This is a genomic window from Siccirubricoccus sp. G192 (assembly GCF_019084075.1).
GTDB lineage: Bacteria > Pseudomonadota > Alphaproteobacteria > Acetobacterales > Acetobacteraceae > G192.
In genome coordinates this window covers 2,393,158-2,407,327 of sequence record NZ_JAHREN010000001.1, presented here as the reverse complement: position 1 = coordinate 2,407,327, position 14,170 = coordinate 2,393,158, and the positions used below count along the sequence as shown (strand labels likewise).

10 protein-coding genes are annotated in these 14,170 nt (G+C 70.7%); 8 read left to right on the top strand and 2 right to left on the bottom strand.

Annotated elements, in window-relative coordinates; all coding sequences use genetic code 11:
* From KSF81_RS11450 to KSF81_RS11440, 3 genes are read left to right on the top strand one after another with little or no spacing between them, the layout of a single operon-like run.
* Positions 1–1,323, top strand: a complete 1,323-nt coding sequence (locus KSF81_RS11450) for an efflux RND transporter periplasmic adaptor subunit (protein ID WP_254453470.1) — start codon at positions 1–3, stop codon at positions 1,321–1,323.
* Positions 1,320–4,412, top strand: a complete 3,093-nt coding sequence (locus KSF81_RS11445) for an efflux RND transporter permease subunit (RefSeq protein ID WP_217379085.1) — start codon at positions 1,320–1,322, stop codon at positions 4,410–4,412. Before KSF81_RS11450 ends, KSF81_RS11445 begins: the two co-directional genes overlap by 4 nt.
* Before the next feature lie 2 nt (positions 4,413–4,414).
* A complete protein-coding gene (locus KSF81_RS11440) occupies positions 4,415–7,501 on the top strand; it encodes an efflux RND transporter permease subunit (protein WP_217379084.1) in 3,087 nt (1,028 codons plus the stop codon).
* 31 nt (positions 7,502–7,532) lie between these two features.
* Here the strand turns inward: KSF81_RS11440 and KSF81_RS11435 are convergent, their stop codons facing one another.
* Positions 7,533–8,852: an erythromycin esterase family protein gene (locus KSF81_RS11435; protein ID WP_217379083.1), complete on the bottom strand. Its 1,320-nt coding sequence runs from the start codon at positions 8,850–8,852 to the stop codon at positions 7,533–7,535.
* Between KSF81_RS11435 and KSF81_RS11430 the strand changes: the two genes are divergently transcribed.
* From KSF81_RS11430 to KSF81_RS11415, 4 genes are read left to right on the top strand one after another with little or no spacing between them, the layout of a single operon-like run.
* Entirely contained in the window at positions 8,851–11,154 is a 2,304-nt protein-coding gene (locus KSF81_RS11430; RefSeq protein WP_309139543.1) for a TonB-dependent siderophore receptor, read from the top strand. The two genes, KSF81_RS11435 and KSF81_RS11430, sit on opposite strands and share 2 nt — an antisense overlap.
* Before the next feature lie 31 nt (positions 11,155–11,185).
* Positions 11,186–11,869, top strand: coding sequence for a Fe2+-dependent dioxygenase (locus KSF81_RS11425; protein WP_217379081.1), 684 nt, complete (start codon positions 11,186–11,188; stop codon positions 11,867–11,869).
* Entirely contained in the window at positions 11,866–12,801 is a 936-nt protein-coding gene (locus KSF81_RS11420; protein WP_217379080.1) for a PepSY domain-containing protein, read from the top strand. The genes KSF81_RS11425 and KSF81_RS11420 overlap by 4 nt, the downstream gene beginning before the upstream one ends.
* Positions 12,782–13,045 carry a PepSY domain-containing protein gene (locus KSF81_RS11415; protein WP_375293324.1) on the top strand — a complete coding sequence of 88 codons (264 nt, stop codon included), beginning with the start codon at positions 12,782–12,784 and terminating at the stop codon, positions 13,043–13,045. The genes KSF81_RS11420 and KSF81_RS11415 overlap by 20 nt, the downstream gene beginning before the upstream one ends.
* 42 nt (positions 13,046–13,087) lie before the next feature.
* Here the strand turns inward: KSF81_RS11415 and KSF81_RS11410 are convergent, their stop codons facing one another.
* On the bottom strand, positions 13,088–13,516 hold the full coding sequence (locus KSF81_RS11410) for a hypothetical protein (RefSeq protein ID WP_217379078.1): 429 nt from the start codon (positions 13,514–13,516) through the stop codon (positions 13,088–13,090).
* A gap of 224 nt (positions 13,517–13,740) precedes the next feature.
* Here KSF81_RS11410 and KSF81_RS11405 point away from each other — a divergent pair, with 224 nt between their 5' ends.
* On the top strand, positions 13,741–14,169 hold the full coding sequence (locus KSF81_RS11405; RefSeq protein ID WP_217379077.1) for a YbaN family protein: 429 nt from the start codon (positions 13,741–13,743) through the stop codon (positions 14,167–14,169).
* Position 14,170 lies beyond the last annotated feature (1 nt).

Below are 14,170 nucleotides of genomic sequence, written 5' to 3'. Positions count from 1 at the left end.
ATGCCCGACACCCCGCTGCCGCAGGACACGCGCCAAGCCCTGCCGCCCCCGCGCCTCCGGCCATCACGCCCGCGCCGGCGCCTGCTGCGCTGGCTGGCCCTGCTGCTGCTGCTGGGGGCGGCCGGCGGCGCCGCCTGGTGGTACTGGCCGCAGCTCACCGGCGCGGGCGGCACGGCGCAGGAGCCGCGGGGCCGCCGCGGCATGGCCGGCCCGGTTCCGGTCACGGTAACGCCGGCCATGCGCAAGGACGTGCCCATCACGCTGGACGCACTCGGCACCTTGCAGGCCATCGCCACCATCACCGTGCGGCCGCAGGTCGAGGGAAGGCTCATCGAGGTCGCCTACCGCGAAGGGCAGGAGGTGAAGGCCGGCGATATCCTCGCCCGCATCGACCCGCGCCCCTATGCCGCGACGCTGGCCGGGGCCCAGGCCAAGAAGGCGCAGGACGAGGCGCTGCTGGCCAATGCCCGGCTCGACCTCCAGCGCTACACCACCCTGGCGCGGAACGAGGGCGTCTCCCGCCAGCAGGCGGACACCCAGCGCGCCCAGGTGGCGCAGCTCGAGGCGCAGGTGCAGGCCGACCAGGCGGCGATCGAGACGGCGCAGATCCAGCTCGACTTCACCATCATCCGCTCGCCCATCGAGGGCCGGGTCGGGCTGCGGCTGGTGGATCCCGGCAACCTGATCCGCGCCGGCGACACCACCGGCATCGTGGTGGTGACGCAGACCCGGCCCATCGCCGTGATCTTCACCCTGCCGCAGCAGCAATTGCCGGCGGTGCTGGATGCCATGGCGCGCGGCCCAGAGGGGACGGCGGTAGCGGTGCAGGCCCTCGCCACCGATGGCACGGTGCGGGCCGAGGGCATGCTGCTGACCATCGACAACCAGGTGGACCAGGCGACCGGCACCATCCGGCTGAAGGCCAGCTTCCCGAACGAGGACGGCCGCCTCTGGCCCGGCGCCTTCGTCACGGTGCGGCTCCGGGTGGACACGTTAGTCGATGCGCTGACCGTGCCGTTGGTTGCGGTGCAGCGCGGCCCGGAGGGCGCCTATGCCTTCGTTGCCCGGCCCGACGACACGGTGGAGCAGCGGCCGCTCGCCCTCGGTGCGCTGACCACGACGGATGCAGTGGTGCGGCGCGGGCTGGCGGCGGGCGAGCGCGTCGTCACCTCCGGCGCGCTGCGCCTGACGGCTGGCCAGGCCATCACCGTGATGCAACGCGACGGGGAGCGGGGCGAGGCGCGCGCCGGGGAGGCGGGCCAGGGCCGCGGCGACGGCCAGCGCGGCCCGCGCCGACGGCGGCCGGAAAGCACGCCGCAGTGAATATCTCCGCGCCCTTCATCGCGCGACCCATCGCCACGGCCCTGCTCGCCGTGGCGGTGCTGCTGGGGGGGGTGTTCGGCTGGATGCGGCTGCCCGTCTCCGCCCTGCCGGAGGTGGATTTTCCCACCATCGAGGTGAGCACCCAGCTTCCCGGCGCCTCGCCCGAGACGGTGGCGGTGCTGATCTCCGCCTCGCTGGAGCGCCAGCTCGCGCAGATCGCCGGGCTGGTGGACATGATCTCGGTCAGCGGCCCCGGCACCTCCCGCATCACGCTGCAATTCAACCTGGGGCGGGACATCGACGATGCCGCGCAGGACGTGCAGGCGGCGCTCAATGCCGCGCGCGGCACCCTGCCGGCCACCCTGCCCTATCCGCCGACCTATGCGAAGGTGAACCCGGCCGATCCGCCGATCATCACCCTGGCGCTGACCTCCGAGACCCTGCCCATCCCGCGCCTTTCCGATGCCGCGGACACGCTGCTGGCGCAGCGGCTGTCGCAGGTCACGGGGGTGGGCCGGGTCACGGTGCAGGGCAATATGCGCCCTGCCCTGCGCATCCAGGCGGACCCGGCGCGGCTGGCGGCATACGGGCTTTCGCTGGAGGATGTGCGGACCGCAGTGGCACAGGCCAATCAGGCCGGGCCGAAGGGCGGGCTGGACGGGCCGCGCCAGGCCTCCGCCATCATGGCCAATGACCAGCTCGGCACCGCCGAGGGCTTCGCCAACCTCGTCATAGCCTGGCGCGGCGGCGCGCCGGTGCGGCTCAGCGATATCGGCACGGCACGGGAGGATCTGGAAAATACCCTCAACGCCGCCTGGTTCAATGGCCACCCCGCCGTGCTGCTGGATGTGCAGCGCCAGCCCGGCGCCAATATCGTCGCAACCGTGGACCGGCTGCGCGGGCAGCTTCGGCAACTGGAAGCGGCCCTGCCCGCCGGCGCGCGGCTGGAGGTGGTGACCGACCGCACCGCGACCATTCGCGCCAGCGTGGCGGAGGTGGAGCACACGCTGCTGCTCTCCGTCGTGCTGGTGGTGGCGGTGATCTACCTGTTCCTGCGCACCGCCCGCGCCACCCTGGTGCCAGGGGTGGCGCTGCCGCTTTCCATCATCGGCACCTTCGGGGTGATGGCGCTCTGCGGCTTCTCGCTCGACAACCTCTCGCTCATGGCGCTGACCATCGCCACCGGCTTCGTGGTGGACGACGCCATCGTCATGATCGAGAACATCGTCCGCCGCATGGAGGAGGGCGAGGCGCCATTGGCCGCCGCCTATGCCGGGGCGCGGCAGATTGGCTTCACCATCGTCTCGCTGACGCTCTCGCTGATCGCGGTCTTCATCCCGCTGCTGTTCATGCAGGGCGTGGTCGGCCGGCTGTTCCGCGAATTCGCGCTGACGCTCACCATCTCGGTGCTCGTCTCCATGGTGATCTCGCTCACGCTGACGCCGATGATGACCGGCCACATGCTGCGCCGCCCGCAGGACGACCGGCCGGGCTGGGTTTCCCGCCAGACGGAGCGCGGCTTCGACGCCATGCTGCGCGGCTATGCCGTGACCCTGCATTGGGCGCTGCGGCACGAGGCGCTGATGCTGCTGCTGGCGACCCTGACCGTCGCCGGCACCGTCGCGCTCTATATCCTGATACCCAAGGGCTTTCTGCCGCCGCAGGATACCGGCCTGCTGGCGGTGACGGTGGAGGCGCCGCAGGACGCCTCCTTCGGCCGGCTGTCGGAAATGCAGCGCGAGGTGGCGGAGGCGATCCGCGCCGATCCGGCCGTGGCGGCCGTCACCTCGGTGGTGGGTGCCGGCACGGTGAACCCTGCCGCCAATACCGGCCGCATCACCGCCGTGCTGCGCCCGCGCGGCGAGCGCGCGGAGAGCGCGGCCGAAATTGCCGCCCGCCTGCGCCCGGCGGCGGACCGCATCCCCGGTGTGGCGGTGCAGATCCAGCCGGTGCAGGATATCCAGATCGGCGCCCGCATCAGCAGCACGCAATACCAGTACACCCTGCTGGATGCCGAGGCCGCGGTGCTGGCCGAGGCCGCGCCACGCCTGCTGGCCCGGCTGCAGATGCTGCCGGAATTGCGCAACGTCACGACCGACCAGCGCGAGGGCGGGCTGCGCGTGGCGCTCCAGGTGAACCGTGACCATGCCTCGCGCCTCGGCGTGAGCATGCAGTCCATTGATGATGTGCTCTATTCCGCCTTCGGCCAAAGGCAGATCTCCACCATCTATGGCCAGTCCAACCAGTATCGCGTGGTGCTGGAAGCCACGCCCGGCATCCGCGACGATCCGGCGCTGATCGGCCTGCTGCGGGTGCCGGGCGCCAATGGCGCGCAGGTGCCGCTGGCCGAGATCGCCAGCATCTCCCGCCGCGCCGGGCCGCTGACGGTGAACCGGCAGGACCAGTTCCCCGCCGTGACCCTGGGCTTCGATCTCGCGCCCGGCGTCTCGCTCGGCACCGCGGTGCGCGCCATCGGCGCGGCGGAGGCGGAACTCGGCCTGCCGGAGACGGTGAGCGGCCAATTCTCCGGCGACGCGGCGGAATTCACCCGCTCGCTGGCCAGCGCGCCCTGGCTGATCCTGGCCGCAGTGGTGGTGATCTACATCGTGCTGGGCGTGCTGTATGAGAGCGTGATCCACCCTGTCACCATCCTCTCCACCCTGCCTTCCGCCGGCATCGGCGCGCTGCTCGGGCTCTGGGCATTCGGGCTCGATCTCTCGGTGGTGGGGCTCATCGGCATCGTGCTGCTGATGGGCATCGTGAAGAAGAACGCCATCATGATGATCGACTTCGCGCTGGAGGCGCAGCGCGAAGGCGGCCGCAGCCCGCGCGACGCCATCGAGGAGGCGAGCCTCAAGCGCTTCCGCCCGATCATGATGACGACCATGGCGGCGCTGCTCGGCGCCGTGCCGCTGGTGCTGAGCCACGGCCCCGGCAGCGAGTTGCGCATGCCGCTGGGCATCTCGGTCATCGGTGGGCTTCTGCTGAGCCAGGCCATCACCCTCTACACCACGCCGGTCATCTATCTCGGCTTCGAGCGGCTGCGGGAGCGTTTCGGCCGCGCGCCGGCGGCGGCACCGGCGGAATAGCGGTGTCGATCTCCGGCCCCTTCATCCGCAGGCCCATCGCCACCGCGCTGCTCGCCCTCGGCATCGCGCTGGCCGGCATCACCGCCTATCTGGCGCTGCCGGTGGCGCCGCTGCCGCGGGTGGACTTCCCCACCATCGTCGTCAGCGCCAGCCAGCCCGGCGCCGACCCGGCGGTGATGGCGGCCTCGGTCGCCGCGCCGCTGGAACGCCGCCTCGGCGCCATCGGCGGGGTGAGCGAACTGACCTCATCCTCCTCGCTCGGCAGCACCTCGGTCGTGGTCCAGTTCGACCTGTCGCGCCGCATAGCGGATGCGGCGCGCGATGTGCAGGCCGCAATCAACGCCGCGGGCAGCGACCTGCCGCCGCTGCCCAACCCGCCCTCGGTCCGCAAGGCCAATCCGGCGGATGCGCCGGTGCTGATCCTGGCCATGACCTCCGATACCGTGACGCCGGGCCAGGTCTACGACGCCGCAGATTCCATCGTCCTGCCGCGCATCGCCCAGGTTCCGGGCGTGGCCCAGGTGGCGATCAGCGGCGCCGAGCAGCCGGCTGTGCGCGTGCAGGTGGACCCCGCCGCCGCTGCTTCGGCCGGTGTCTCGCTGGAGGATGTTCGCCTGGCGCTGTCGCGCGCCAATGTCACCGCACCCACCGGCCTGATCGACGGCACCGCGCAATCCGCTGCCATCGCGGTGAACGACCGCCTGGTGACGCCGCAGGAATTCGGCGACGTGATCGTCCGCGTGGTGGATGGCGCGGTGGTGCGTGTCTCCAACGTGGCGCGGGTGGAGCAGGGGGTGCGGGACCGGCGCCAGGGCGGCAGCTACAACGGCCGCCCCGCCGTGCTGCTCATCATCTTCAAGCAGCCGGACGCGAATGTCCTGGAGGTGGTGGACGGCATCCGCGCCCTCATGCCCAGCCTGGAACGCTGGTTGCCCGCGGGGGTGCGCATCGACACGGTGCGCGACCGCACCGAGACCATCCGCGCCAGCGTGGCCGAGGTGCAGCACGCCATGCTCATCAGCATCGCCCTCGTGGTGCTGGTGGTGGCGCTGTTCCTGCGCCGCTTCGCCGCCGTGCTGGCGGCAGGCATCGCGGTGCCGCTCTCCCTGCTCGGCACCCTGGCGGTCATGTGGCTGGCGGGCTTCTCGCTCGACAACCTGTCGCTCATCGCGCTGACCATCTCGGTCGGCTTCGTGGTGGATGACGCGATCGTCATGATCGAGAACATGCAGCGCCTGATGGAGCGCGGCATGCGGCCGATGCAGGCGGCGCTGGAGGGAGCGCGGCAGATCGGCTTCACCGTCATCTCCATCACCGTCTCGTTGATCGCGGTTTTCATCCCGCTGCTGTTCATGCCTGGCGTGGTCGGCCGGCTGTTCCGGGAATTCGCCGCCACCCTCGCCATTGCCGTCGCGCTCTCGGCGGTCATCTCCCTCACTGTCACGCCGATGGTGGCGGCGCGGCTGGGCCATGCCGTGCCACGCCCGCCCGGCTTGCTGACGCGCAGCTTCGAGGCCGTGATGGGCTGGCTGCTGCGCGGCTACATGCGCAGCCTGGCCGTCACGCTCCGCTTCCGGGCGCTGGTGGTGGTGTTCACGGCCGCGCTGGTGGGGGTCACGGTCTGGCTCTACATCGTCATCCCGAAGGACTTCTTCCCGCAGCAGGATACCGGCCTGGTCGTCGGCTTCATCCAGGCCGCCCCCGACACCTCGTTCCAGCGCATGCGCGACCTGCAGGAGCAGGTGGTGGGCATCGTCATGCGGGACCCGGCGGTGGCCAGCCTCGGCACCTCCATCGGCGGCGGTGGCGGCGGCTCGGTCAGCTCCGGCCGCATGTTCATCTCGCTGAAGCCGCTGGCCGAGCGCGAGGGCGCGACGGCGCAGGACGTCATCAACCGCCTGCGCCGGCCGCTCGGCGCGGTGGCGGGCACCCAGACCTTCCTGCGCGCGGTGCAGGACATCAATGTCGGCGGCCGCGCCGGCAATGCGCAGTTCCAGTACGTCCTGCTCTCGCCGGACCTGGCGGAATTGCAGAGCTGGTCGGAAACCCTGGTGAACCGGCTGCGCAGCGTGCCGGAGGTGGCCGATGTCTCCTCCGACCAGCAGCGCGCCGGGCTGGTGACGCGGCTGGTGATCGACCGGGAGGCGGCGGCGCGGCTCGGCATCAGCGTGCAGGCGCTGAACGCCACGCTGAACGATGCCTTCTCGCAGCGCCAGGTCTCGATCATCTACCGCGCACGGAATCAGTATCGCGTGGTGATGGAAGTGGACCCCCGCCTCACCGAGGACCCGACCCAGCTCAGCCGCATCTACCTTCCCAGCAGCAGCGGCGAGCCGGTGCCCCTCGGTGCGGTGACGCGGCTGGAACGCGCCTCGGCGCCGCTGACGGTGCGGCACCAAGGGCAATTCCCCGCCGCCACCATCACCTTCAACCTGCCACCCGGCGTTTCGCTCGGCCAGGCTTCGGCGGCGGTGGAGCAGGCGGCGGCGGAGATCGGCATGCCGGGCTCGATCCGCGGCGAGTTCGCCGGCAATGCGCGGGTCTTCCAGGCGTCGCAGACCGCGCAGCCGCTGCTGATCCTGGCGGCGCTGGCCAGCATCTACATCGTGCTGGGCGTGCTGTACGAAAGCCTGGTGCATCCGCTGACCATCATCTCCACCCTGCCCACCGCGGGCATCGGCGCGTTGCTGGCGCTGCTGATCACCGGCACGCCCTTCACCGTCATCGCGCTGATCGGCGTGATCCTGCTGATGGGGATCGTGAAGAAGAACGCCATCATGATGGTGGATTTCGCGCTGGAGCATGAGCGGCAGGGCGGCGAGGGCGGCATGCGCGCCATACTGGAAGCCTGCCGCGAACGCTTCCGCCCCATCCTGATGACCACTCTGGCGGCGCTGTTCGGCGCGGTGCCCCTGGTGGTGGCCAGCGGCCCGGGCAGCGAGCTGCGCCAGCCGCTCGGCATCGCCATCATCGGCGGGCTGATCCTGTCGCAGCTGCTGACGCTCTACACCACGCCCGCCGTCTACCTGGCTTTCGACCGGCTCTCCAGCGCCCGGCGGCCCTCTGCCCTGCCAGCGCCGGCCAGATAGGGCCGGTGGCGCGGCACTGTCGGGAGCGGGCCTATAGGCCGAAGGGGAAGGTCTCCGCCTCCCCGGTGCCGCCACCCTCCTCGGCGCCCGGCAGCGGCGTGACGGCCCGGGTCTCGGCGAGCCAGACGAAGGCGTCGAACTGCTCGGGCAGCACCGCCTCGAAATAGTGGCTCTGGCGCTCGGTCTCCGGCCGGTAGATCACACCGATGGCGCGCTCGAGGCGCGGTTCGGCCAGGGCGGCGCGCAGCTCGGGCGCGGCATGCGGGCGCAGGTCGGTAAGCGAGCAGGGCAGCGCGGCGGCGTTGAACAGCGCCTCGTGGCTGTCCGGGCGCGCCGGGCGGACGCGCTTGATCTCCATCCCGCCGCCCCAGTCGGAGCCGCAGGCGACGGTCCCGCGGTCGGTGCCGAAGCCGATCAGCGCCGCCTCCTCACCGAAGGCGGTGCGGCAGAGCTCGCCGATGTTGAACTCGCCCGTCCAGCCCATCTCGGTGGCGGCGGCATTGCCGATATGGCTGTTATGCGCCCAGACTACCGCCTTCGCCTGTGGCCCACGGCGGTCGAGCAGGGCACGGAGCGTATCGAACATGTGCCGGTCACGCAGGTTCCAGCTCTCGGTGCCGCCATGGTACATCAGCCGGTAGTATCGCTCCGCGCCAAGTGCGACACGGGCGTTCTGCGCCGCGTCGAACAGCGCCTCGCCAGCCTCGGAGGTCATGTCCCCCATCCGCCTCTCCAGCAATTCGCGCAACTGCTGCACGGCGGCATCCTCGCAGGGCTCCCTGGCGCCGAACAGCACGGCGCGGCCGTAATCGGCAGGCTCCATCTGCCAGGGCGTCAGGCAGGCATAGCGCCGGCGCGCCGCCTTCGCGGCTTCGGGGTCGTTCGCGTCGAGATAGGCCAGCACCGCGGCGATGGAGGAGCCGAGGCTGTACACGTCGAGGCCACGGAACTCGGTGCGCCGCCTGCGCGGCAGGTCGGCATTGTGCATGCGCAACCACCGGACGAGCTCGCGGACCTCTGCATTGCGCCACATCCAGGTCGGGAAGCGCGCGAAGGCGGGGCCCTCCTCCGGGCGCGGGGCGCCGTCGTGGCGCACCCAGCGGTCGATGCGCGCCGCGTCGGGCCAATCGGCCTCGACGGCGATGATGGTGAAGCCGTGGTGCTCGACCAGGCGGCGGGTGATGGCGGCGCGGGCGCGGTAGAACTCGCTCGTGCCGTGCGTTGCCTCGCCGAGAAGGACGACACGGGCCCCGGCGAAGCGGTCGAAGGCGGCGCCGAAGGCATCGGCATCGGCGATCGGTGGCAGCGCCTCGGCCCTGGCGCCAACAAGGTCTCGAAGCAGGTCCGCCATGCGGGCATATCCTCAGTGCAGCGCGAGGCCGATGTGGTTGTGGGTCCTACGGGTGGAGAACGCGGCGCGCGTCTCCAGGATCGGCACTGCTGGAACGGGCCCGGTAGCGCGCACCGAAGCCCAATCGCTATTGCGAGTCATTCTCAATAGCGCTATCCCGGACTCCAGCTTTCCGGGAGCGACCCTGCATGCCTCTTCGACCGCCACTTCCTCGCCTCCAGCCAAGTCTCGGCCTTGCTGGCCTCTCGCTGCTCGGCACCCTGCCGGTCGCGGCGCAGACCCCCCGGTCGATGTCGCGCTACCGGAAATCGGTGTCTCGGCCGATGCACCCTCGCCCTATCGCCGCGACGCCCAGCCAGCGCCCCGCCTGCCAACCTCCGTCGCCGATGCGCCGCAGACCATAAACGTCGTTCCCCGGGAATTGATCGACGAGCGCGCCGGCACCTCGCTGCGCGAGGCGCTGCGCAACGTCACCGGCATCAGCCTGGTCGGCGGCGAGGGTGGCGCCTCCGGCGACAACCTCACGCTGCGCGGCTTCAGCGCCCGTGGCGACTTCTTCATCGAAGGGCTGCGCGACACCGGGCAATACACCCGCGATCCCTTCTACCTCGACTCCATTGAAGTGATGAAGGGCCCCTCCTCCATCATGTTCGGCCGCGGTTCAACCGGCGGCGTCATCAACCAGACCCTGCGCCTGCCGCAGGCGCGCAATTTCGGCGAACTGAGCCTGCAGGCCATGTCGCCGGCAGGCATCCGCGCCACGGGCGACGTCAATCTCTATGCCGGCACCGTCGGCGTCCGCCTGAACACCATGGGGATGACGCAGGATATCGCCGACCGCGACCATGTCCAGAACCGGCGCTACGGCGTCGCTCCCTCCGTCACCTGGGGGCTCGGCACCAATACCCAGCTCACCCTGCACTACCTGCACCAGTACGAGGACAACATCCCCGATTACGGCCTGCCATGGCTGTTCGGCCGCCCGGCGCCGGTGAAGCGCAGCAATTTCTACGGCACCAGCGGCGTCGACCACGAGCGCCTGACAACCGACGTGCTGACCGCCCGGCTGTCGCACCGCGTCAGCGACGGGATCACCCTGCGCAACACCTTTCGCTTCGCCAATTACGACCGCGACCTCGATGCCACCGCGCCGCGCATCTTCGGCACGCCGACCCCGCTCACGCCGCTCTCGGCGATCGAGGTCACTCGCCAGGCGCAATTCCGTGATGCCACCGACACCAGCTACACCAACCTCTCGGAACTGGTGCTGAACTTCCGCACGGGCGTCCTGGAGCATTCGGCGATCATCGGCGCCGAGCTGAGCCGCGATCTCAACACCACCACCCGTTACGCGGCCACGCGGCCGAATGCGGATCTGCTGTTCCCAGAATTCTTCATCCCCTCCGACCTGACCCGCAGCGTGACCTCGCGGGTCGATGTCAGCTCCGATACCGCCGCGGTCTTCGCCGTCGATCAGATCAAGCTCGGCGAGATGTTCGAGGTGCTGCTCGGCGGCCGATTCGACCATTTCGAGACCGACTACCGCAGCCGGCTCGACAATGTGCGGCTGAAGGGCAACGACAATGTCGGCAGCTACCGTGCCGCGCTGGTCTTCAAGCCCCTGCCTGGGCTGCGCACCTATTTCTCCACCGGCACCTCGTTCAATCCTTCGGCCGAATTCCTGACGCTCTCGGCCACCACCGCGGACCTCGCGCCGGAGAAGAACCAGAGCTACGAGATCGGTGCCTCCTATGATATCGGCGGCCAGCTCGAATTGCGCGGCGCGCTGTTCCGGCTGGAGAAGGAGAATGCCCGCACCACCGATCCGGCGACCGGCATCACCAGCCTCGCCGGCAACCAGCGGGTCAATGGCTTCGAGGTTTCAGTGCTCGGCCGCGTCACCCGGAACTGGAACATCCTGGCCGGCTACACCTACCTCGACGGCGAGATCGTCGAGAGCGCGGTGCCGGCCGAGGTTGGCCGCCGCACGCCCAATACGCCGCGCAGCACGGCAACGATATGGACCACCTACGACCTGCCCTACGACCTGCAGATCGGCGGCGGCGCCTTCTATGTCGACAGCCGCTTCTCCAATACCACCAATACCAACCGGGCGCCGGCCTATACCCGCTACGACGCCGCGCTCGCCTGGCAGCCTCGGGAAGGCGCCTTCCGCGGCCTGCGGCTGCAGGCCAATGCGCTGAACCTCACCGACCGCCGCTACTACGACCAGGTCACCGGCGGCCAGGTCGTGCCGGGGGCCGGCCGCACCTTCGTCTTCACCATGGCCGCGCGCTTCTGACGCCGGCCGCCACAGCCCGAGAGGCCAGGACATGCTGCTGCAGATCGAGGAACTCCTGACCGCGGAGCAGGTGGCGCATGCCCGGCGCCTCCTGGAGCGTGCGCCCTGGGTGGATGGCAGGGTGACCGCCGGCCACCAGTCGGCGCAGGTGAAGGACAACCTTCAGGTCCCCGAAGGGTGCCCTGAGCACCGGGAACTCGGCGGCCTGATTCTGACGGCGCTTGAGCGCAATGCGCTGTTCATTTCCTCGGTGCTGCCGCTCCGCGTCTTTCCGCCGCTGTTCAACCGCTATGATCCCGGCATGACCTTCGGTGCGCATGTCGACAATGCGATCCGGCAGATCACCGGCACGCCCCATCGCATCCGCACCGATGTCTCCTGCACGCTCTTCCTGTCCGACCCCGAGACTTACGATGGTGGTGAGCTGATCGTCGAGGACACCTATGGCGAACAGCGGGTGAAGCTGCCGGCCGGCCATGCCGTGATCTATCCCGCCACCAGCCTGCACCGCGTCGCGCCGGTGACGCGCGGCTCCCGCCTCGCCAGCTTCTTCTGGATCCAGAGCATGGTGCGCGATGACGGCCAGCGCAGCCTGCTCTTCGACCTCGACATGGCGATCAACCGGTTGCGCGACGACCTGCCCGCCGGCCATCGCTCACCGACCGAACTGACCGGCGTGTACCACAACCTGCTGCGCCGCTGGGCCGATGCATGACACCGCCACGCATGACCTTCCGCCGGGCGCTGCTGCTGACCCATCGCTGGGCCGGGCTGGTGCTCGGCCTCGTCCTTGTCGTCATCGGCGTGAGCGGCAGCATCCTGTCCTTCCAGCGCGAGATCGATGCCGTGCTCAACCCGGCGCTGTTCCGGGCAAGCGGGCCGCCTGACCCGGCCCTGTCCTACAGCGCCATCCAGCGGCTTGCGGAGGTGGCGACCGGCCGCCCACCCGGCAACATCCGCCCGCCGGACAGCATCTGGCCGGTCTGGGTGGTCACCCCGCCGCGCGGAGCACGTGGCGCGACCACCGCCCATTTCGACCCGGCGACCGGCGCATTGCTCGGCGAGCGCGATTCCCGCGGCAGCTTCATCGGCATCACCCGGCAACTGCATGAGGCGCTGCTGCTGCGTGCCTGGGGCGGGCGTGAGGCTGTCGGGTGGCTCGGCGTGCTGCTCCTGATCTTCGCGCTGTCCGGCATCTGGCTCTGGTGGCCACGGGACGGGGCGTTCGGCCGGGCGCTGGTCCTGATCCGACGGCGGCCGATGCTGCTGCTGAACCTCGACCTGCACCGCGTCATCGGCATCTGGATGGCGGCGGTGCTGGCGGTGGTCGCCTTCTCCGGCGTCGTCATCGTCTTCCCTGGCTGGTTCCGCCCGCTGCTCGGCGTCGCCGCGCCGGCGCAGCCGCCGCCGGCGCGGCCGGGGGCGGGGCCGATGCGGCTGGATGCCGATGCTGCGGCCGCCGCGGCGCTCGCGCACCTGCCCGGCCAGGTGGCCACGGGCGTGATGCTGCCGTCGCGCCAGCGGCCGGTCTGGACCGTCACCCTCCGGCCCGCGGACAGCGACCCGGAAGTCCGTGGGCGGACCTTCATCACGCTCGATCCCTGGTCCGCCGAGGTCCTGGAGGAGCGTGGCCCCCCGGACACGTGACGCGGCGGCCGAGGCGATCGCACTGCAGCGCTGGCTGCATGGCGGCGCCCTGCTCGGCATGCCGGGGCGGATCCTGGTCTTCCTCTCCGGCCTCGCGATGCCGGTGCTGTTCGCTACCGGCCTTGCCGCCTGGCTGCTGCGACGCCGGAACCGGCGCCGCCTGGCCATGCCCGGGCGTCGCTCGCCTGAGCGGGTCGTCCCGGCCGAGGCTTCAACCGGCCCGGCCTCCAGGAGCGTTGCGTGAGGGTGCCGGTCCGTGGACCGAAGGCGGCTGAGGCGGCGGGTTCTACCGAGGCCGCCGCGGTCGCCCTGCCCGAGTTGGTGCAGCACCGGACATGAAAGGCTCGGCGCGGCAGTCGCGCAGATGATCCTGCGCGTCTGGCCGCTGCCAGCGCTCCCCGACGACCTGCCGGTCGAACTGGTAGGAATCCCACTCGGAAAATCCCATGGACGAAAGCCACGCGGGACCGGCACGCTGATGCAGGCAGGATGCCGCGCCTGTGCTGTGACCGTCGCGCCCTTGAGGCGGCATGCCCTCCGCATCCGGGGGCCGGGTTCGCCCGGTCCGCTCAAGGGCCTTGGCGGGGAGTTCACGGGCGCGCATCCTGTCTTCCCGCGCCGCGCGCTGCGCGACGACCAGGGTCCGACCGTCGATGGATTCGGTGCCTGGACGCAGCCGTACCGCACCTGCCGCGCCGATGCGGAGGATGGCCATGGAACATCACCAATCCCTGTGCGTGCCGACGCTGATGGCGGCACATGGCATCGCAGCGCGGCAACGGGCTCCGGTGGCCTTCGTTCTGCCGGGCGGAGAATGCGTCCGTCCTGACTCGCGCCGGCGCGGGGTGGCTGAAGCCCTGTTTGGAACTCCGAACGACGCATCGCCGGACCGGCGGTGTGCCCCCGCAATGCGGCGGCTGGCGCGCTAGGCCGACCCGCATGGGCCTGCGCCGAGGCAGCAACGGGGCGGAGTCACGGCGGCCGCAGCGCGTGCTGCTGCTGGGTGCCGGCTACGCGAGCCTGGCGCTCGCCGCGATCGGCGCCGTGCTGCCGCTGATGCCGACGACCGTCTTCCTGCTGATCGCCGCCTGGTGCTTCGGACGCGCCTCGCCGGCCCTGAGGCAGCGGCTGCTTTCCCATCCCCGCTTCGGCGGGGCGCTGCGGGACTGGGAGCAGCACGGGGCGATCAGCCCGCGCGCCAAGCGGGCCGCGGTGCTGGCGATGGCATTGAGCTGGATGCTGGTGGTGCTGGCGTTCCGCGACCCAGTGGCCTCGGCCTTGGCCGGGGGCTGCATGGCCCTGGTCGGCATCTTCATCGTCACCCGCCCCTCGCGCCCCGGGCAGCGGAGGCGAGGCGGCCAGGGATGAG

Excerpts from the sequence above, each read along its gene's own strand:
- KSF81_RS11420 (WP_217379080.1), top strand. The coding sequence starts at position 11,866 with ATGACACCGCCACGCATGACCTTCCGCCGGGCGCTGCTGCTGACCCAT.
- KSF81_RS11405 (WP_217379077.1), top strand. The coding sequence starts at position 13,741 with ATGGGCCTGCGCCGAGGCAGCAACGGGGCGGAGTCACGGCGGCCGCAG.
- KSF81_RS11430 (WP_309139543.1), top strand. The coding sequence starts at position 8,851 with ATGCGGGCATATCCTCAGTGCAGCGCGAGGCCGATGTGGTTGTGGGTC.
- KSF81_RS11410 (WP_217379078.1), bottom strand. The coding sequence starts at position 13,516 with ATGGCCATCCTCCGCATCGGCGCGGCAGGTGCGGTACGGCTGCGTCCA.
- KSF81_RS11425 (WP_217379081.1), top strand. The coding sequence starts at position 11,186 with ATGCTGCTGCAGATCGAGGAACTCCTGACCGCGGAGCAGGTGGCGCAT.
- KSF81_RS11450 (WP_254453470.1), top strand. The coding sequence starts at position 1 with ATGCCCGACACCCCGCTGCCGCAGGACACGCGCCAAGCCCTGCCGCCC.
- KSF81_RS11435 (WP_217379083.1), bottom strand. The coding sequence starts at position 8,852 with ATGGCGGACCTGCTTCGAGACCTTGTTGGCGCCAGGGCCGAGGCGCTG.